The organism is Priestia abyssalis (assembly GCF_002019595.1).
Classification (GTDB): Bacteria; Bacillota; Bacilli; order Bacillales; family Bacillaceae_H; genus Bacillus_BA; species Bacillus_BA abyssalis.
In genome coordinates, this window is record NZ_KV917369.1 from 5,582,105 (window position 1) to 5,599,606 (window position 17,502).

The window sequence follows — 17,502 nt, forward strand, 5'->3', positions numbered from 1 at the left end:
TTATGTAATATGTAAACAAAAAAACCTTCTTTCGAGAAGGTTTTTTTGTTTACATTCTTCTTTTTAATTTTTCACTGTGATGTAAAAAACGAGAGACTTTTTCTACAATAGGTTCAATAGAAGATTGATTTTGAACAATATCATACTCATTGATGTTTAAGCGTAATACCGGGCAGGCGTTGAAGTTGTTAATCCAGCTTTCATATCGTTCATGCATTTCTTGCCAGTATTCAATAGGAGTTTGTTGTTCCATTGGTCTTCCACGCTCTCGAACTCGGTCTATGATATCTTCGAAACTTCCTTCTAAGTAAATTAACAAGTCAGGGTGAGGAAAATAAGGAGTCATTACCATAGCCTGAAATAGGCCTGTATAGGTCTCGTAATCAACTTTAGACATTGTTCCTTTTTCAAAATGCATTTTTGCAAAAATGCCGGTATCCTCATAAATAGAGCGGTCTTGTACAAAGCCGCCTCCGTATTCAAATATTTTTTTCTGTTCTTTAAAGCGTTCCGCTAAAAAATAAACTTGCAAGTGGAAACTCCAGCGTTTAAAGTCTGCATAAAATTGATCCAAATATGGATTCGTATCTACCTTTTCAAAGGAAGTTCTAAATCCAAGAGCTTGTGCCAATGCAGTGGTCATAGTTGATTTTCCAACACCGACTGTTCCTGCGATTGTCAGAACGGCATCGCTTGGAATGTTATATTTTTTGCGTAAGTCCATTACTATTAACTCCTTTTTTCGAGGGTATCATACACTTTATTTAAGATAAAATCCATGTGACTAGGATTTTGGACGAAGTCAAGTTCATCACCATTAAAACGTAATACGTTTACATGTGGATGCAGTTTTTCAAAACGATCCATGGCTATCTCATAATCATCTTTTAATTGAAGTAGATAAGACGGATCCATATTTTTTTCAATTTCTCTACCGCGCAGCTGAATTCGTTTTAAAAGGGTCTCTAGGCTTGCGTTCAAATAAATCACGACATTGGGAGCGGGCATATTTTCTGTTAAAATATGATAGATTTTCACATATTTTTCGTATTGATCGCTTTTTAATGTACGTTCGGCAAAAATCATATTTTTCATAATATGATAATCAGCAATTACGGGCTGTTTTTGGCTTAAATGCAAACGTTGAATATCTTCCAGTTGTTTGAAACGATTACATAAGAAAAACATTTCAGTCTGGAAGCTCCATTCAGCAATATCTTTATAAAATTTACCTAAGAACGGATTTTCGTCAACAATCTCTTTTAATAAATTAAATTGAAAATGTGAAGAAATCGCTTTAGATAGAGAGGTTTTTCCAACACCGATCGGCCCTTCTACTGCAATAAAGGGTGTTTCTCTCACTTCTTGTTCCTCCTTTGTTAACACATTTCACGTCCCAAAACAGACAGAAGTTATTTTAACATATTAAAGAGAAGAAGAGGGAAAGATTCTAGAAAAAAGAAATATGTATATATGGTTAAAAATAGAAAAGAGATAACCCTTTCCTAAGGGGTTATCTCTTTTTGATGACGTTGAAGTTATCTACAATTAAAAGCCAATTTTGTGGGAAAGGGAGTCCAAGCTTCCAGTAAGCCATCCCTCTTAGATTTAATTCTTTCAATAAATTAAATTTAGCTTGAATAGAACGGGCATCTTCAAACCATACTTCATGTTGTTTACCATTTTCATCACGATAATTGAAATGAGGAGCTTGAGCCTTCAAATCGTATTCAATTGGTACATTATATTGATAGGCAATTTCAATTGCACGTTGAGGGCTTAATGCTTTAGCGTACTGCCCTCCTGGCACAAACGGTAGAGTCCAATCATAACCGTATAGATTCTGCCCCATCATAATCTTATTAGAAGGAATTTCTGTGATAGCGTATTGCAATACCTCGCGAACAGGACCAATGGGAGAAACGGCCATAGGGGGACCACCGCTGTATCCCCATTCATAGGTCATGATCACAACAAAATCAGCAATTTCCCCAATACTTTTGTAATCATGAGCTTCATACCATTTTCCTTTTTGATCCCTGCTCTTCTTAGGAGCCAAAGCAACAGACATAATATATCCTTCCTGTTTGAGCTTGGCTTTTGCTCTTCTAAGAAAATTAAGGTAGGCTTCGCGGTCTGCAGGACGCAAATATTCAAAATCAAAGGCAATTTCGGTGAAGTTATGTTTTTTGGCAGTAGCAATGATATTATTTAACAATTTCGTTTCAATGGCTGACTCATTAAGAATAATTCTTCCTAACTCATCACTGAATGCTCCATTTTCAATATTGGTTACGACCATAGAATAACTGACATTATTCTGAGCAGCTATTTGCCCCAGATTATTAAGGTTAGGTTCTTTCAATGAGCCATCTCGCCTTACTTCAAAGTTAGCAGCACCGAGATAAGTTAAATATTTAGCGTTTGCTCGAATTAAGTTTTCAACGGAAGGAGTAATAATTCTTCCGCTTGCTTCTACATATCCGTAAAATTCCGCGTTTCTTTTAGGTCTTGGCGGGATATAAATTCTCATTCCTGTCGTTAACCTTTGGGTTACGGAAATATTGTTGACGGTTGCCAGCTTTTGATAACTGACATTAAACTTTCGGCCGATTTCCCATAAGGTATCTCCGGGTTCCACCCAATAGTAGGAGCCTTGAATAGGAATGACGAGTGCCTGACCGATTACGAGTCGGTTAGGGTTTGGCAATTCATTTGCCTGTGAAATGGCTTGCGGCGTAGTCCCATATGTCTGAGCGATTCCATATATACTTTGTCCAGCCCTTACCACATGTATTTGCATGAAGTTTAATTCCCTCCTCATAAAACTCAATCATCTTTATCATGTTTATGAAGAGAAGGGAAGTGTCATGAATGAATTTATCCTAATATTAAGGCAATCAAGCTCCTATTTTAAAAACGTAATGTAATTCCAGAGTTTCGGGTGGATAATCACTATCTGAAAAAGTCTGGTAACTCAATCAACTGTCAGTAGGAGAGAAAAGAGAATTTTCATTTACGGTAACTTTCCTTATATGATGTGTATGTTCAACTGTGTTAGCTTGTAGGACATTTTTCATCATCTTTAAAGCAAAATCATTATCTTCTGGAATATTAGAGGCAATACAATCTGAAGGAACAATGAGGTTGTACTCTCGCATGTAAGCATCGTTAGCAGAGAAGAGTACACAAATGTTTCCTGCAATTCCTGTTAAGATAAGGGTATCTACTTGTAATTCGTCCAGCAGCATATTCAAAGCTGTTCCGTAAAAAATAGAGTGTTTAGGTTTAATTAAAAAGTAATCATCATCTTCAGGTTGCAATAGGGACAGAATGGGCTGACTTAAAGGGTTGATACATTTCTCTAAGATTTTCTTCAGGTCAGCCTGCCATAATTGGTAATGATCATTTACATAAATGACTGGGTGGTTATTTTGATGCATGTAACGTTTAAGTCGATGGATCTTCTTGGCAATATTGGCGGTTTGTTTGCTCAATTCTTCTCCATGTTGAAATTGAAAATCATTGATGATATCAATTATGATTAAAGCGGGTTTATTTCCTTTCATATACATTCTCTCCTTTTTTATATGTTGTGTAAGATAAGATAAGAATATTTCCAGGGAATACTTAAATAGATAGGACTGAAAAAAATGAATGAAGAAGATCGTTACTACATGAAGAAAGCAATAGAAGAAGCAAAAAAAGCAGAGACAATAATGGAAGTACCAATCGGAGCAGTTATCGTACAGGACGGGGAAATTATAGCAAAAGGGCACAATTTAAGAGAAACAGAACAAAGGTCTATTGCTCATGCTGAACTTCTTGCCATTGATGAGGCTTGCCGTAAGGTGGGAACGTGGCGTTTGGAAAATGCGACTTTATATGTTACCTTAGAGCCCTGTCCTATGTGTGCAGGAGCTATTGTATTATCAAGAGTTAAACGGGTAGTCTTTGGGGCGTATGATCCTAAAGGCGGATGTGCTGGCACTCTCATGAATCTATTAGAGGAAGAAAAATTTAATCATCAGGCCGAAGTGGTAGGAGGAGTGCTGGAAGAGGAATGCGGACAGCTTTTAACAAACTTCTTCAGGAAAATAAGGTTAGAAAAAAAGAAGAGAAAAGTAATTCAAGATCCTCTGAAATAATTAACAATTAATAGACGTTGCATTTTAAGATAAAAACACGTATACTTGAAAATGCATCGAATAAGATGCTTAATAAATTTGGTTTCAATTTTGCCGTGCTAAGCGGGGAGGTAGCGGTGCCCTGTACTCGCAATCCGCTCTAGCGAGGCCGAATCCCTTCCAGAGGTTAGTATACTTTAGGGTCTGACTCAAGTAAGTGGTGTTGACGTCTGGGTCCTGCGCAATGGGAATCTGTGAACCCTGTCAGGTCCGGAAGGAAGCAGCAGTAAGCAGAAGCTCTCATGTGCCGCAGGGCAGCCTGGACCGAGCTAACTGCTTGAGTAACGCCTAGGGTTGCTAATCGAAGGAAGGTGCACGGCAGTTATTTATACATATATTTACATTAAACCTGCTTGAAGGAGCAGGTTTTTTTGTTTAAATATCATTTGGTGTTCTTATCTTCCTTTTTTGGAAAACCCTCGTTGTTTAAGCTATAATAGGAATGTTGTTAGCCGATGGAAGAGTGAGGAGGGAGTAGGATGGCTTATCAGGCCTTGTACCGTGTTTATCGGCCTCAAAAGTTTGAGGATGTAGTAGGTCAAATTCATATTATTAAAACACTGCAAAATGCTTTACTTCAAGAAAAATTTTCTCATGCTTATCTTTTCTCGGGTCCGAGGGGTACAGGGAAAACAACAGCTGCTAAAATTTTGTCTAAAGCGGTAAATTGTGAAAAGGCCCCTACAGCCGAGCCGTGTAACGAGTGTCCCGCCTGCCGCGGGATTACAGATGGATCGATATCTGATGTGATTGAAATTGACGCAGCTTCTAACAATGGTGTAGATGAGATTAGGGATATAAGAGATAAAGTGAAGTACGCGCCGAGTGCGGTAAAGTATAAAGTGTATATCATTGATGAAGTTCATATGCTCTCAATTGGAGCTTTTAATGCATTGCTAAAAACATTAGAAGAACCGCCTGCGCATGTTATTTTTATTTTGGCGACAACTGAGCCTCACAAAATTCCTTTGACCATTATCTCTAGATGTCAGCGTTTTGACTTTAAACGAATTTCTCCGGATGATATGGTCATTCGAATGAAAAATATTCTTTCCTCTCAAGAAGTAGAAACGGAAGAAGATGCCTTGTATGCTGTCGCTAAGGCTGCAGAGGGCGGAATGAGGGATGCTTTAAGTTTATTGGACCAGGCTATTTCCTATAGTGAAGAAATAGTTACACTAGAGGATGTTTTATCCATTACAGGAGCGGTATCTCAAGAGTTTTTGTTTCAAGCAGCAAAGGCTATTTATGATCAAGAGGTTGTAAAAGCTCTGAATGCTGTGGACCAGCTCATCCGAAATGGTAAGGAGCCGTTAAAATTTGTAGAGGATTTAATTTTTTATTACCGCGATTTACTTCTTTATCAATCCGGGGGTAAAAGCCCTGAGTTATTAGAAAGGGCTGTTATTAATGAGAACTTTCAACAGTTGAGTGAAAGTGTTTCGAGTGAATTTATTCATGAAGTGATTCGAAAACTAAATCATGCTCAACAAGAAATGAAGTGGACAAACCACCCAAGGGTTTTGCTGGAGGTAGCTTTAGTTAAGCTTTGTGAGAATCAAAAAACTCAACAGACAGGTGATCTTGCCCCTCTTATACAAAAAATTGCTGATTTGGAAATGCAGCTCCAAAGGATAAAGGAGAGCGGGTTGGCAGTTGAGCGCAATGGCGGAGGAGAGGCGGCTCCAACAGATCGAAAAGCCTCAAGGCAAACAAGAAGTTCTTATAAAGTGCCAACTGGTAAAATACATGAAGTATTAAAAAGTGCTACTCGAAAAAATTTAGAGGTACTAAAAAAGGCTTGGCCCGAGCTTTTGGAGACATTAAAACAACAAAATAAAGCTTCTCATGCAGCTCTTTTATTAAATAGTGAACCTGTCGCTTCTTCAGAAAATGATTTTGTGTTGAAATTCAAATACGAAATTCATTGTAAGATGGCAGCAGAAAATAATAATAATGTACGTGATAACTTAGAAAATATTTTATATACTTTAATTGGTAAGAAACTCGAAATGACAGCTATCCCCGATAGTGAATGGGAACAGGTAAGAGAAGAGTTTCTTCGAGGACAACGCGGCGATGAAAATGAGCAGCAAGAGGAAGAGCCTCTTATCGCGGAGGCAAAAAAACTATTTGGTGCAGAGCTCATCGAGATAAAAGAGTAAAATGTCAAGGAGGAAAAAACAATGATGCGTGGAATGGGAAATATGCAAAAGATGATGAAACAAATGCAGAAAATGCAAAAGGATATGCAAAAGGCTCAAGAAGAATTGGTGCAAAAAACAGCTGAAGGTACAGCTGGCGGTGGTATGGTTACCGTTCTTGTCAATGGAAATAAAGAAGTATTAGAAGTGAAAATCAAAGAAGAAGTAGTTGATCCGGAAGATATTGAAATGCTTCAAGATCTTGTATTGGCAGCAACGAACGACGCTTTGAAGAAAATGGATGAAATCACGAATTCTACAATGGGCAAGTTTACTCAAGGACTAAATATTCCAGGCCTCTAATAGGAGGAAGCAAAAATGCGTTATCCAGAACCGATTTCGAAATTGATTGAGAGTTTTATGAAGTTGCCAGGAATCGGCCCGAAAACGGCCGTTCGTCTGGCTTTTTTTGTATTAACTATGAAAGAAGATACAGTACTTGATTTTGCGAAGGCTCTTGTCAATGCTAAGCGGAATCTGATGTATTGTTCAGTTTGTGGACACATTACAGATCAAGATCCGTGTTATATCTGTGAAGATCCACGTAGAGACCGAAGTGTAATTTGTGTACTGCAAGATCCGAAAGATGTCATCGCTATGGAAAAAATGAAAGAATATAATGGATTGTACCATGTATTGCATGGAGCTATTTCTCCAATGGATGGGGTTGGACCTGAAGATATCAAAATACCAGATCTATTAAAAAGACTGCAGGATGATACGGTTCAAGAAGTCATATTAGCCACCAACCCGAATATAGAGGGAGAGGCTACTGCTATGTATATTTCTCGATTGCTGAAACCTACTGGAATCAATATTACAAGGATTGCCCATGGTCTCCCGGTAGGAGGAGATCTGGAGTATGCAGATGAAGTCACTCTTTCTAAAGCGATAGAGGGACGGAGAAAGTTGTAAAAAGATGAGGTAAAGAATGATGTTTTTCAGAAGAAAAGGGCAATTAAAGAAAGAGTTTGATGAAAAATTACTAACTACCTTTGTTAATGTTAAAAGTGACTGGTTAAAACAAACAGATCTTATTGAAAAGAGTGTAGATCCTTCTGATGAGGTGTTATTAAGTGTAAAAGTGGCTCGAGTGAAGTATCTATATTTATTAAGGGAAGCTAAAAAAAGAAATATTTCAATTGGTAAAATGTAAAGAGAGGAAGCTGGGTCAAAAGGTCGTTGATTAACGACTTTTTTGACAAGGAGGGCGTGGTTCGTCCTCCTTTTTTAGTTCTTTTCAAAAAAGGGAAGCATAAACTTGTATTAGCTAAATAAAAAGGGTGGGAGAGAAAAAGTGGAGCCTATTTTTATAATTTTGTTAATAAGTGGCTTAATAGTCTTCTTGCTTTTGGCAGGGGGAGGAAATGTACTACGTTTTATAGGACAAGGAATGATTAAATTAGCAATAGGAGCCCTTCTTTTATTTTTCGTTAATGCATTTGGCGGACAAATGGATATTCATGTACCTATTAATATCTTGACAGCTGGAATTTCGGGATTTCTAGGAGTGTTTGGTATAGCGGCGTTAGTTATTATTGATTTTATGATTTTATAAAAGGATGTTCATAGAAGATCTTTGGTAAATAAACCGCTGAGTTTTTAAGGCGGTTTATTTTTGTTGCTTTGTAAACAAAAGGAGGGTTTATTTATAAAGGGAATATAGCAATAATGATGGAGGAGGTAATTTATAAACTCTTTTGTGAAAAAGATCAAAAAACATGTTGACCTTATTTTTCTTTCGTGATATATTTATATTCGTCGCTGAGATGACAGTGACAAAAACAAAAAAACATTGACAAGCTGATTGTTTGTTGGTAAACTTTAAAAGTCGCTTTAAGATGAAAAGGTTCTTTGAAAACTGAACAAAACAAAAAAACGTCAACGTTAATTCTATTTTATTATGAGCAAGTCAAACATTTCTTCGGAGAGTTTGATCCTGGCTCAGGACGAACGCTGGCGGCGTGCCTAATACATGCAAGTCGAGCGGACAGATGGGAGCTTGCTCCCTGAAGTCAGCGGCGGACGGGTGAGTAACACGTGGGCAACCTGCCTGTAAGACTGGGATAACTTCGGGAAACCGGAGCTAATACCGGATAACACCGAGGACCACATGGTCCTTGGTTGAAAGATGGCTTCGGCTATCACTTACAGATGGGCCCGCGGCGCATTAGCTAGTTGGTGAGGTAACGGCTCACCAAGGCAACGATGCGTAGCCGACCTGAGAGGGTGATCGGCCACACTGGGACTGAGACACGGCCCAGACTCCTACGGGAGGCAGCAGTAGGGAATCTTCCGCAATGGACGAAAGTCTGACGGAGCAACGCCGCGTGAGCGATGAAGGCCTTCGGGTCGTAAAGCTCTGTTGTTAGGGAAGAACAAGTACCAGAGTAACTGCTGGTACCTTGACGGTACCTAACCAGAAAGCCACGGCTAACTACGTGCCAGCAGCCGCGGTAATACGTAGGTGGCAAGCGTTGTCCGGAATTATTGGGCGTAAAGCGCGCGCAGGCGGTTCCTTAAGTCTGATGTGAAAGCCCACGGCTCAACCGTGGAGGGTCATTGGAAACTGGGGAACTTGAGTGCAGAAGAGGAAAGCGGAATTCCACGTGTAGCGGTGAAATGCGTAGAGATGTGGAGGAACACCAGTGGCGAAGGCGGCTTTCTGGTCTGTAACTGACGCTGAGGCGCGAAAGCGTGGGGAGCAAACAGGATTAGATACCCTGGTAGTCCACGCCGTAAACGATGAGTGCTAAGTGTTAGGGGGTTTCCGCCCCTTAGTGCTGCAGCTAACGCATTAAGCACTCCGCCTGGGGAGTACGGCCGCAAGGCTGAAACTCAAAGGAATTGACGGGGGCCCGCACAAGCGGTGGAGCATGTGGTTTAATTCGAAGCAACGCGAAGAACCTTACCAGGTCTTGACATCCTCTGACAACTCTAGAGATAGAGCGTTCCCCTTCGGGGGACAGAGTGACAGGTGGTGCATGGTTGTCGTCAGCTCGTGTCGTGAGATGTTGGGTTAAGTCCCGCAACGAGCGCAACCCTTGATCTTAGTTGCCAGCATTTAGTTGGGCACTCTAAGGTGACTGCCGGTGACAAACCGGAGGAAGGTGGGGATGACGTCAAATCATCATGCCCCTTATGACCTGGGCTACACACGTGCTACAATGGACGGTACAAAGAGTCGCAAGACCGCGAGGTGGAGCTAATCTCATAAAACCGTTCTCAGTTCGGATTGCAGGCTGCAACTCGCCTGCATGAAGCCGGAATCGCTAGTAATCGCGGATCAGCATGCCGCGGTGAATACGTTCCCGGGCCTTGTACACACCGCCCGTCACACCACGAGAGTTTGCAACACCCGAAGTCGGTGAGGTAACCGTAAGGAGCCAGCCGCCTAAGGTGGGGTAGATGATTGGGGTGAAGTCGTAACAAGGTAGCCGTATCGGAAGGTGCGGCTGGATCACCTCCTTTCTAAGGATTTTTACAAGAGTCGTTGACGAAACGTTTTGTTCAGTTTTGAAGGTTCATCCTTCAAGTTGATAAGTGTACCTGAAGGTACATGGTTGTTCTTTGAAAACTAGATAACAGTAATAGCTGAGGAAAGTGAAAACTTTTCTAAACATAAATCCTTTGTCAATGAACAAAGGGAAAAGAGAAGCGAGAAGTTCGAGGCGGCGAAGTTTCGAGCAGCACAGCGTATTTATATACGTGAGCAGCGCAGAAACGAAGCCAACGAAGAAATTCGACGCTAATCTTTTACCGCAAGGTTAAGTTAGAAAGGGCGCACGGTGGATGCCTTGGCACTAGGAGCCGATGAAGGACGGGACTAACACCGATATGCTTCGGGGAGCTGTAAGTGAGCTTTGATCCGGAGATTTCCGAATGGGGAAACCCACTGTTCGTAATGGAACAGTATCTTTATCTGAATACATAGGATATTGATGGCAGACCCGGGGAACTGAAACATCTAAGTACCCGGAGGAAGAGAAAGCAATTGCGATTTCCTGAGTAGCGGCGAGCGAAACGGAATTAGCCCAAACCAAGAGGCTTGCCTCTTGGGGTTGTAGGACACTCTATACGGAGTTACAAAGGAACGGAGTAGACGAAGAGGTCTGGAAAGGCCCGTCAAAGAAGGTAACAACCCTGTAGTTGAAACTTCGTTCCCTCTTGAGTGGATCCTGAGTACGGCGGGACACGTGAAATCCCGTCGGAAGCTGGGAGGACCATCTCCCAAGGCTAAATACTCCCTAGTGACCGATAGTGAACCAGTACCGTGAGGGAAAGGTGAAAAGCACCCCGGAAGGGGAGTGAAAGAGAACCTGAAACCGTGTGCCTACAAGTAGTCAGAGCCCGTTAACGGGTGATGGCGTGCCTTTTGTAGAATGAACCGGCGAGTTACGATCCCATGCAAGGTTAAGTTGAAGAGACGGAGCCGCAGCGAAAGCGAGTCTGAATAGGGCGAATGAGTATGTGGTCGTAGACCCGAAACCAGGTGATCTACCCATGTCCAGGGTGAAGTCCAGGTAACACTGGATGGAGGCCCGAACCCACGCACGTTGAAAAGTGCGGGGATGAGGTGTGGGTAGCGGAGAAATTCCAATCGAACTTGGAGATAGCTGGTTCTCTCCGAAATAGCTTTAGGGCTAGCCTCAAGATAAGAGTCTCGGAGGTAGAGCACTGATTGGACTAGGGGCCCCCAACGGGTTACCGAATTCAGTCAAACTCCGAATGCCGATGACTTATTCTTGGGAGTCAGACTGCGAGTGATAAGATCCGTAGTCAAGAGGGAAACAGCCCAGACCACCAGCTAAGGTCCCAAAGTATACGTTAAGTGGAAAAGGATGTGGAGTTGCTTAGACAACCAGGATGTTGGCTTAGAAGCAGCCACCATTTAAAGAGTGCGTAATAGCTCACTGGTCGAGTGACTCTGCGCCGAAAATGTACCGGGGCTAAACGTATCACCGAAGCTGTGGATTGACATCTGCGATGTCAGTGGTAGGAGAGCGTTCTAAGGGCGGTGAAGCTAGACCGTAAGGACTGGTGGAGCGCTTAGAAGTGAGAATGCCGGTATGAGTAGCGAAAGACAAGTGAGAATCTTGTCCACCGTATGCCTAAGGTTTCCTGAGGAAGGCTCGTCCGCTCAGGGTTAGTCGGGACCTAAGCCGAGGCCGAAAGGCGTAGGCGATGGATAACAGGTTGATATTCCTGTACTACCTCCCCACCGTTTGAGCAATGGGGGGACGCAGAAGGATAGGGTAAGCGCGCTGTTGGATATGCGCGTCCAAGCAGTAAGGCTGGTGAATAGGCAAATCCGTTCACCGTAAGGCTGAGCTGTGATGGCGAGGGAAATAGAGTACCGAAGTTCCTGATTTCACGCTGCCAAGAAAAGCCTCTAGCGAGGTGGGAGGTACCCGTACCGCAAACCGACACAGGTAGGCGAGGAGAGAATCCTAAGGTGTTCGAGAGAACTCTCGTTAAGGAACTCGGCAAAATGACCCCGTAACTTCGGGAGAAGGGGTGCTCTGATAGGGTGCAAGCCCGAGAGAGCCGCAGTGAATAGGCCCAGGCGACTGTTTAGCAAAAACACAGGTCTCTGCGAAGCCGTAAGGCGAAGTATAGGGGCTGACACCTGCCCGGTGCTGGAAGGTTAAGGGGAGAGGTTAGCGCAAGCGAAGCTTTGAACCGAAGCCCCAGTAAACGGCGGCCGTAACTATAACGGTCCTAAGGTAGCGAAATTCCTTGTCGGGTAAGTTCCGACCCGCACGAAAGGTGTAACGATCTGGGCACTGTCTCAACGAGAGACTCGGTGAAATTATAGTACCTGTGAAGATGCAGGTTACCCGCGACAGGACGGAAAGACCCCGTGGAGCTTTACTGTAGCCTGATATTGAATTTTGGTACAGCTTGTACAGGATAGGTAGGAGCCTTGGAAGCCGGAGCGCTAGCTTCGGTGGAGGCGTCGGTGGGATACTACCCTGGCTGTATTGAAATTCTAACCCGCACCCCTCATCGGGGTGGGAGACAGTGTCAGGTGGGCAGTTTGACTGGGGCGGTCGCCTCCTAAAATGTAACGGAGGCGCCCAAAGGTTCCCTCAGAATGGTTGGAAATCATTCGTAGAGTGTAAAGGCACAAGGGAGCTTGACTGCGAGACCTACAAGTCGAGCAGGGACGAAAGTCGGGCTTAGTGATCCGGTGGTTCCGCATGGAAGGGCCATCGCTCAACGGATAAAAGCTACCCCGGGGATAACAGGCTTATCTCCCCCAAGAGTCCACATCGACGGGGAGGTTTGGCACCTCGATGTCGGCTCATCGCATCCTGGGGCTGTAGTCGGTCCCAAGGGTTGGGCTGTTCGCCCATTAAAGCGGTACGCGAGCTGGGTTCAGAACGTCGTGAGACAGTTCGGTCCCTATCCGTCGCGGGCGCAGGAAATTTGAGAGGAGCTGTCCTTAGTACGAGAGGACCGGGATGGACGCACCGCTGGTGTACCAGTTGTCTTGCCAAAGGCATCGCTGGGTAGCTATGTGCGGACGGGATAAGTGCTGAAAGCATCTAAGCATGAAGCCCCCCTCAAGATGAGATTTCCCATAGCGTCAAGCTAGTAAGATCCCTGAAAGATGATCAGGTTGATAGGTCAGAGATGGAAGCATGGCGACATGTGGAGTTGACTGATACTAATCGATCGAGGACTTAACCACATTTAGAAAGCACAACGTGCTTTCCTCAGCAGCTTGTTATCTAGTTTTGAAGGAATAACCTTCATATTGTCTGGTGATGATGGCGAAGAGGTCACACCCGTTCCCATGCCGAACACGGAAGTTAAGCTCTTCAGCGCCGATGGTAGTTGGGGGTTTCCCCCTGTGAGAGTAGGACGTTGCCAGGCACTTAAAAAAGATTAGTCATTTGGCTAGTCTTTTTTTTATTTTTATTAACAAGACATCATGTTACCGCGTATGATATATTATTAATCTTTTTTAGTATGAATGATGGCCTTATAGAGAATAAATGAGTAATGGAGGTGGACATATGAACCAATATCCATTTACTTATTCAAATTATTCAAATGATGCATGTATGATATGCGATGAATTAAAAGAAAACGGGGTACAAATTCACCATCATTTTATTTGTGCACATTGTGAAAAGGAAATGGTCAATTTGCAAGTTCATACTGATTTATATTTGTATTTCATTCAAAAGCTAAAAAAATTATCCTTTTGATTCACAGGCTTTATTAAAACAATGATATTTATTTTCGTTATTTTTGACTCATGCGTACAAAATAATCATTTTGCATGCGTTCAGCAAAAGCTGAAAGTGAATGGAATGAAAAGAAAGGATGAAGGAAATTCATTTTTCTTTTCATTCCATTCAAATGAGTCATATACCGACATTAGGCTTTAACAAAGCTAATTCATAAAATAAAAGGCCTCATAAAGAGGCTTTTTATTTTTATGAAAATTTTTAAGACGGCACCCTTTTTATTGCTATAATAAATATTATTGAATTTTTATAGGGAAGGAGCGATTATAATGGATCAATCCCAAACCCCTTTATTTACTAAATTGCAGGCACATTATTTAAGAAAGCCAATTTCTTTTCATGTACCTGGCCATAAAAATGGCAGAGTATTTCCTGAAAAATTGGGTTCCTTATTTTCCGCTATCTTAAACATCGATGTCACAGAGTTGAGAGGATTAGACGATTTGCATGATCCTGAAGGTGTTATTGCTGAATCTCAATATTTAGCCGCTAATCTTTACGGTGTGAATAAGACATACTTTTTAGTGAATGGATCTACAGTAGGAAATTTAGCTTCCATTTTATCTGTTGTTTCACAGGATGATATAGTAATTGTTCAGAGAGATTGTCATAAATCCGTTTTAAATGCTTTAAAGATGGCCAATGCTCGTCCTATATTTATAGCTCCGGAGTATGATGGAAATGTAAATGTTTGTACAGGAGTTAATCAGGAGGATGTTATAAAAGCTATTAAGCAGTATCCATATGCAAAAGCTGTCATTTTAACAAACCCTAACTATTATGGAATCACAAGGGAATTAAAAGGAATTATTGATGTTGCCCATGATCATCAAATACCTGTTATTGTAGATGAAGCCCATGGTGCACATTTTATCTTAGGAGATCCTTTCCCTAAATCCGCGGTTCAGACTGGAGCCGATTTAGTTATTCAATCAGCTCATAAAACTTTACCGGCTATGACCATGGGGTCATACTTACATGTTCAAGGGACCTTTATTAATGTGGACAGGTTAGAGTTTTATTTGCGAGCTTTGCAATCAAGTAGTCCCTCTTACCCTCTTATGGCCTCGCTTGATTTAGCTCGATTTTATTTAGCTCAATTAAAGTCAGAAAAAATACAAGTTCGCTCTTTAGTTCAGAGCTTAACACAATTTAAAAAGCGGTTAAATGGAATAGAAGGTATAAAGGTTGTATCTCCTATGGAGTCTTATGTAAAAGAAGATCCCCTGAAGGTAATGATTGAACCCGTTCATTCCTGTATCAAAACTGGATATAACTTACAAAAACAATTAGAATCTCAACAGATTTATAGTGAGCTAGCCGATCCGTTTCATGTGCTGCTGGTTTTGCCTCTTAGCGAACAGTTTCCCTTTGAACAATCCCTTCAAAAAATAAAAAAGGCCTTAGTGGAAATCATTAATACGGAAACTAGTTTTGATATAAATCAAATTTGTCCTTTTCCTTTTCAAAACACCACATTAGCTATAAGTTATGAGGAGATGCATTTATTAAAGAAAAGAACAGTTCCTTTTGAAGAAGCAATTGGGAAGGTAGCAGCTTCACCTGTTATCCCTTATCCTCCAGGAATCCCTATTTTACTGGAGGGGGAATTAATTACGAAACGTCATCTTGATTATATTTCACACTTACAAGAATTAGGTGCCAAAATTCAAGGAGGACAAGCATTATCTAATCAACAATTGGAAGTATTTTGACATAAAAGGAGAAATAAGACGTGCCAGGTAAATTTATTACATTTGAGGGACCCGAGGGTGCTGGAAAAACAACCGTTATTCAAATGTTAAACCAGTCATTAAAGGATATAGGATATTCTACTTTATTAACAAGAGAACCAGGTGGAATTAAAATCGCGGAGGACATTCGAAAGATTATTTTGAACCCTGAGAATACGGAGATGGATCCTAGAACGGAAGCATTGCTTTATGCTGCAGCGAGAAGGCAGCATTTAGCAGAAAAAGTGATTCCTGCTCTAAAAGAAGGAAAAGTTGTAGTGTGTGATCGTTTTGTTGACAGTTCAATGGCATATCAAGGCTTTGCCAGAGGGTTAGGTATGAATGAAGTTTATCAAATTAATGAGTTTGCAATCAATGGATTGATGCCTCATTTAACCTTTTACCTAGATATTGATCCGGAAATTGGACTGAGGAGAATCAATCAAAACCAAGAACGGGAAATCAATCGACTTGATTTGGAAAAGCTTGAGTTCCATTATCAAGTAAGAGAAGGATATTTGACCCTATTAGAGAGGTTTCCGGAACGTATCTGTTTAATTGATGCAAACAAACCAGTAGATGAAGTACACCAAGAAATTTATCAAAAAATGAAAAGCTATCTATCTACAGAACATTCATAGGCTGCACACTATTAAAGCTCCTATGTAAGTTGTTATAATAAAGAATAAAATGAACCCTCAATTGATGGAGATACGGATCATTAAAACGAGGAAATCATACTTAAGACGATGAGGTGAGCTACTGATGAAATTAATCATAGCGGTGATTCAAGACTCAGATAGCACCAAGTTACTGAATGCTTTAGTCGAAAAGAATTTCCGTGCTACTAAATTAGCGAGCAGTGGAGGTTTCTTGAAATCAGGTAATACAACGATTATGATTGGGACAGACGATGGGCGTGTAGATGATGCTCTTGGAATCATTAAAATTCACTGTCACCATCGTAAGCAGCTCATATCGCCTGTTTCACCGCTCGGAGGGAATGCAGACTCGTATATTCCCTATCCAGTCGAGGTAGAGGTGGGAGGAGCTACGGTATTTGTTTTGCCGGTAGATGACTTTTACCAATTTTAATAGAGGACTAAAAGGTGATTAGAATATGAATAAAACGTGGGAACAGCTTGAACAAATACAACCCAATGTCATGAAAATGTTAAAGAACGGTTTAGTAAAAGAACGAGTAGCCCACGCTTATATATTTGAAGGTGGAAAAGGAACGGGAAAAAAAGATGCTGCTCTTTTATTTGCTAAAAGCCTTTTTTGTTTGCAGTTACAACAATATAAACCTTGCAACCAATGTAGTAATTGCCGGCGTATTGACTCTGCTAATCATCCCGATGTTCATCAAATTACACCTGATGGATTATCCATTAAAAAAGAGCAAATTCAACACCTGCAATCGGAGTTCATGAAAACGGGAGTAGAATCTAACCGAAAGCTTTATATTATTGAACATGTCGATAAAATGACAGTAAATGCGGCAAATAGCTTATTGAAATTCCTAGAAGAACCAAGCAGCGACACATATGCCTTTTTACTAACAGAACAGGTTCATAAACTGTTAAATACTATTACATCAAGGTGCCAAGTTATTGCATTTCGTGCTCTAACACCGGAAGATCTTCGGGATAAATTAATGGAACAGCAAGTTCCTCAAGCTTTTGCTGTTCTGTTAGCGAAGCTAACCAATAACTTTGAAGAAGCTCTTCAGCTATATGAGGATGAATGGTTTGGACTTGCACGTAAGTTAGTGATACAATTAAATGAAATGCTGGCGACAAGACCGCAGCAAGGTTTGCTATTTATTCATGAGAAATGGATGGAGCATTTTTCTGAAAAGGAACAAGCCGAGCTGGGGTTGAACATGTTGCTTATGATTTACAGAGATTTATTATCAATTCAGTTGGATCAAGAAAATACGGTTGTGTTTACCGATAGATTCGAACAGTTAAAACAGCAAGCCCTTCAAATTACTCAAAAGAGGACGATTCATGATTTAGAAGCCATTCTGAAGGCGAAAAATAAGCTAAACTCCAATATGAATTTACAATTGTTGATGGAGCAGCTGGTGTTGGATTTGCAGGAGGGATAAACG

The 17,502-nt window shown here is 41.3% G+C and carries 15 protein-coding genes, 3 rRNA genes and 1 other RNA gene; 15 read left to right on the forward strand and 4 right to left on the reverse strand.

What is annotated here, in order from left to right:
• Positions 1-49 precede the first annotated feature (49 nt).
• The 4 genes from BK575_RS26705 to BK575_RS26720 all read right to left on the reverse strand — a co-directional run bounded on the left by BK575_RS26705 (position 50) and on the right by BK575_RS26720 (position 3,569).
• A complete protein-coding gene (locus tag BK575_RS26705) occupies positions 50-724 on the reverse strand; it encodes a deoxynucleoside kinase (protein ID WP_078414533.1) in 675 nt (224 codons plus the stop codon).
• Between the two features lie 5 nt (positions 725-729).
• On the reverse strand, positions 730-1,362 hold the full coding sequence (locus BK575_RS26710; protein WP_078414534.1) for a deoxynucleoside kinase: 633 nt from the start codon (positions 1,360-1,362) through the stop codon (positions 730-732).
• Positions 1,363-1,513: 151 nt separating this feature from the next.
• The gene (locus BK575_RS26715) at positions 1,514-2,803 is read right to left on the reverse strand and encodes a glycoside hydrolase family 18 protein (RefSeq protein ID WP_078414535.1); all 1,290 of its coding nucleotides are present in this window, start codon (positions 2,801-2,803) and stop codon (positions 1,514-1,516) included.
• 178 nt (positions 2,804-2,981) lie between these two features.
• On the reverse strand, positions 2,982-3,569 hold the full coding sequence (locus tag BK575_RS26720; RefSeq protein WP_078414536.1) for a cysteine hydrolase family protein: 588 nt from the start codon (positions 3,567-3,569) through the stop codon (positions 2,982-2,984).
• Positions 3,570-3,653: 84 nt separating this feature from the next.
• Between BK575_RS26720 and tadA the strand changes: the two genes are divergently transcribed.
• The 15 genes from tadA to holB all read left to right on the forward strand — a co-directional run bounded on the left by tadA (position 3,654) and on the right by holB (position 17,499).
• Entirely contained in the window at positions 3,654-4,148 is a 495-nt protein-coding gene (gene tadA, locus BK575_RS26725) for a tRNA adenosine(34) deaminase TadA (protein WP_078414537.1), read from the forward strand.
• A gap of 93 nt (positions 4,149-4,241) precedes the next feature.
• An RNA gene (gene ffs / locus BK575_RS26730) (signal recognition particle sRNA large type) lies at positions 4,242-4,506 on the forward strand.
• A 160-nt stretch (positions 4,507-4,666) separates the two neighbouring features.
• Entirely contained in the window at positions 4,667-6,352 is a 1,686-nt protein-coding gene (gene dnaX, locus BK575_RS26735) for a DNA polymerase III subunit gamma/tau (protein ID WP_078414538.1), read from the forward strand.
• 21 nt (positions 6,353-6,373) lie between these two features.
• On the forward strand, positions 6,374-6,694 hold the full coding sequence (locus tag BK575_RS26740; protein ID WP_028397458.1) for a YbaB/EbfC family nucleoid-associated protein: 321 nt from the start codon (positions 6,374-6,376) through the stop codon (positions 6,692-6,694).
• A 15-nt stretch (positions 6,695-6,709) separates the two neighbouring features.
• Positions 6,710-7,306, forward strand: a complete 597-nt coding sequence (recR, locus tag BK575_RS26745) for a recombination mediator RecR (protein ID WP_028397459.1) — start codon at positions 6,710-6,712, stop codon at positions 7,304-7,306.
• Between the two features lie 19 nt (positions 7,307-7,325).
• The gene (locus BK575_RS26750; RefSeq protein ID WP_078414977.1) at positions 7,326-7,547 is read left to right on the forward strand and encodes a YaaL family protein; all 222 of its coding nucleotides are present in this window, start codon (positions 7,326-7,328) and stop codon (positions 7,545-7,547) included.
• Between the two features lie 141 nt (positions 7,548-7,688).
• Complete coding sequence (locus BK575_RS26755) at positions 7,689-7,949, forward strand: pro-sigmaK processing inhibitor BofA family protein (RefSeq protein WP_078414539.1); 261 nt, start codon at positions 7,689-7,691, stop codon at positions 7,947-7,949.
• A gap of 363 nt (positions 7,950-8,312) precedes the next feature.
• Positions 8,313-9,862: ribosomal RNA gene (locus tag BK575_RS26760) — 16S ribosomal RNA — on the forward strand.
• Between the two features lie 294 nt (positions 9,863-10,156).
• Positions 10,157-13,088: ribosomal RNA gene (locus tag BK575_RS26765) — 23S ribosomal RNA — on the forward strand.
• Between the two features lie 69 nt (positions 13,089-13,157).
• Positions 13,158-13,273: ribosomal RNA gene (gene rrf, locus BK575_RS26770) — 5S ribosomal RNA — on the forward strand.
• The 16S, 23S and 5S rRNA genes sit together here, the layout of an rRNA operon.
• A 143-nt stretch (positions 13,274-13,416) precedes the next feature.
• Positions 13,417-13,611, forward strand: coding sequence for a sigma factor G inhibitor Gin (locus BK575_RS26775; protein WP_169907992.1), 195 nt, complete (start codon positions 13,417-13,419; stop codon positions 13,609-13,611).
• Positions 13,612-13,922: 311 nt separating this feature from the next.
• Positions 13,923-15,368 (forward strand): aminotransferase class I/II-fold pyridoxal phosphate-dependent enzyme, encoded by a 1,446-nt coding sequence (locus tag BK575_RS26780; RefSeq protein ID WP_078414541.1) that lies wholly within the window; start codon positions 13,923-13,925, stop codon positions 15,366-15,368.
• Between the two features lie 20 nt (positions 15,369-15,388).
• Complete coding sequence (gene tmk, locus BK575_RS26785; protein WP_078414542.1) at positions 15,389-16,027, forward strand: dTMP kinase; 639 nt, start codon at positions 15,389-15,391, stop codon at positions 16,025-16,027.
• Between the two features lie 124 nt (positions 16,028-16,151).
• A complete protein-coding gene (locus tag BK575_RS26790; protein WP_078414543.1) occupies positions 16,152-16,481 on the forward strand; it encodes a cyclic-di-AMP receptor in 330 nt (109 codons plus the stop codon).
• A 25-nt stretch (positions 16,482-16,506) separates the two neighbouring features.
• Positions 16,507-17,499 carry a DNA polymerase III subunit delta' gene (gene holB / locus BK575_RS26795; protein WP_078414544.1) on the forward strand — a complete coding sequence of 331 codons (993 nt, stop codon included), beginning with the start codon at positions 16,507-16,509 and terminating at the stop codon, positions 17,497-17,499.
• The last annotated feature ends 3 nt before the right edge of the window (positions 17,500-17,502 follow it).

What these genes read in the sequence shown, in the direction of transcription:
- BK575_RS26705 (WP_078414533.1), bottom strand. Translation starts at nt 724, where the DNA reads ATGGACTTACGCAAAAAATATAACATTCCAAGCGATGCCGTTCTGACA.
- BK575_RS26715 (WP_078414535.1), bottom strand. Translation starts at nt 2,803, where the DNA reads ATGCAAATACATGTGGTAAGGGCTGGACAAAGTATATATGGAATCGCT.
- BK575_RS26720 (WP_078414536.1), bottom strand. Translation starts at nt 3,569, where the DNA reads ATGAAAGGAAATAAACCCGCTTTAATCATAATTGATATCATCAATGAT.
- tadA (WP_078414537.1), top strand. Translation starts at nt 3,654, where the DNA reads ATGAATGAAGAAGATCGTTACTACATGAAGAAAGCAATAGAAGAAGCA.
- dnaX (WP_078414538.1), top strand. Translation starts at nt 4,667, where the DNA reads ATGGCTTATCAGGCCTTGTACCGTGTTTATCGGCCTCAAAAGTTTGAG.
- BK575_RS26740 (WP_028397458.1), top strand. Translation starts at nt 6,374, where the DNA reads ATGATGCGTGGAATGGGAAATATGCAAAAGATGATGAAACAAATGCAG.
- recR (WP_028397459.1), top strand. Translation starts at nt 6,710, where the DNA reads ATGCGTTATCCAGAACCGATTTCGAAATTGATTGAGAGTTTTATGAAG.
- BK575_RS26750 (WP_078414977.1), top strand. Translation starts at nt 7,326, where the DNA reads ATGTTTTTCAGAAGAAAAGGGCAATTAAAGAAAGAGTTTGATGAAAAA.
- BK575_RS26775 (WP_169907992.1), top strand. Translation starts at nt 13,417, where the DNA reads ATGAACCAATATCCATTTACTTATTCAAATTATTCAAATGATGCATGT.
- BK575_RS26780 (WP_078414541.1), top strand. Translation starts at nt 13,923, where the DNA reads ATGGATCAATCCCAAACCCCTTTATTTACTAAATTGCAGGCACATTAT.
- BK575_RS26790 (WP_078414543.1), top strand. Translation starts at nt 16,152, where the DNA reads ATGAAATTAATCATAGCGGTGATTCAAGACTCAGATAGCACCAAGTTA.
- holB (WP_078414544.1), top strand. Translation starts at nt 16,507, where the DNA reads ATGAATAAAACGTGGGAACAGCTTGAACAAATACAACCCAATGTCATG.